Raw genomic sequence first — 460 nt, 5'->3', positions numbered from 1 at the left:
CACCCGGACCGCGCTCGCCGTGCGCAGCAGCCGGGGGTCGACCGGCGGGCCGCCTGCGGGCGGCGCCCCGGCGGTGGCGGACGGCGTGGACACGGTCGTCATCGTGGGGCCGGTACCGCGGTGTCACCAGTGTCGGAGGTCCCGGCCGGTGCGACCCGCGCCCCGCCGAGGCGGCGGCGGAACACCCAGTAGCTCCAGGACTGGTAGCCGAGGACCAGCGGCAGGAACACGGCCGCGATCCAGGACATGACGCCGAGCGTGTACGGCGCGGACGCCGCGTTCGCGACGGTCAGGGTGTGCGCGGGGTCGGTCGTCGAGGGCAGCAGCGTCGGGTACAGCTGGCCGAACAGCACGACCGACAGCCCGCCGATCGCGAGCGCGGTGGCGGTGAACGCCCACCCCTCGCGGCCGGCCGGCAGCGCCACCCCGGCCGCGGCGAGGGCCGCGCCGGAGATCCAGG

Annotated in this window: 1 protein-coding gene; it reads right to left on the bottom strand. The window is 77.4% G+C overall.

Going from position 1 to position 460, the window contains the following annotated elements; genetic code table 11:
- Positions 1-98 precede the first annotated feature (98 nt).
- A partial coding sequence (locus DBV35_RS29245; RefSeq protein WP_205648938.1) for a cytochrome d ubiquinol oxidase subunit II occupies positions 99-460 on the bottom strand: 362 nt, incomplete at its 5' end.

The sequence above is a fragment of the Acuticoccus kandeliae genome, from assembly GCF_003073115.1.
The sequence above is the reverse complement of the archived record's forward strand: the minus strand, read 5'-3'. Positions and strand labels throughout refer to the sequence as shown.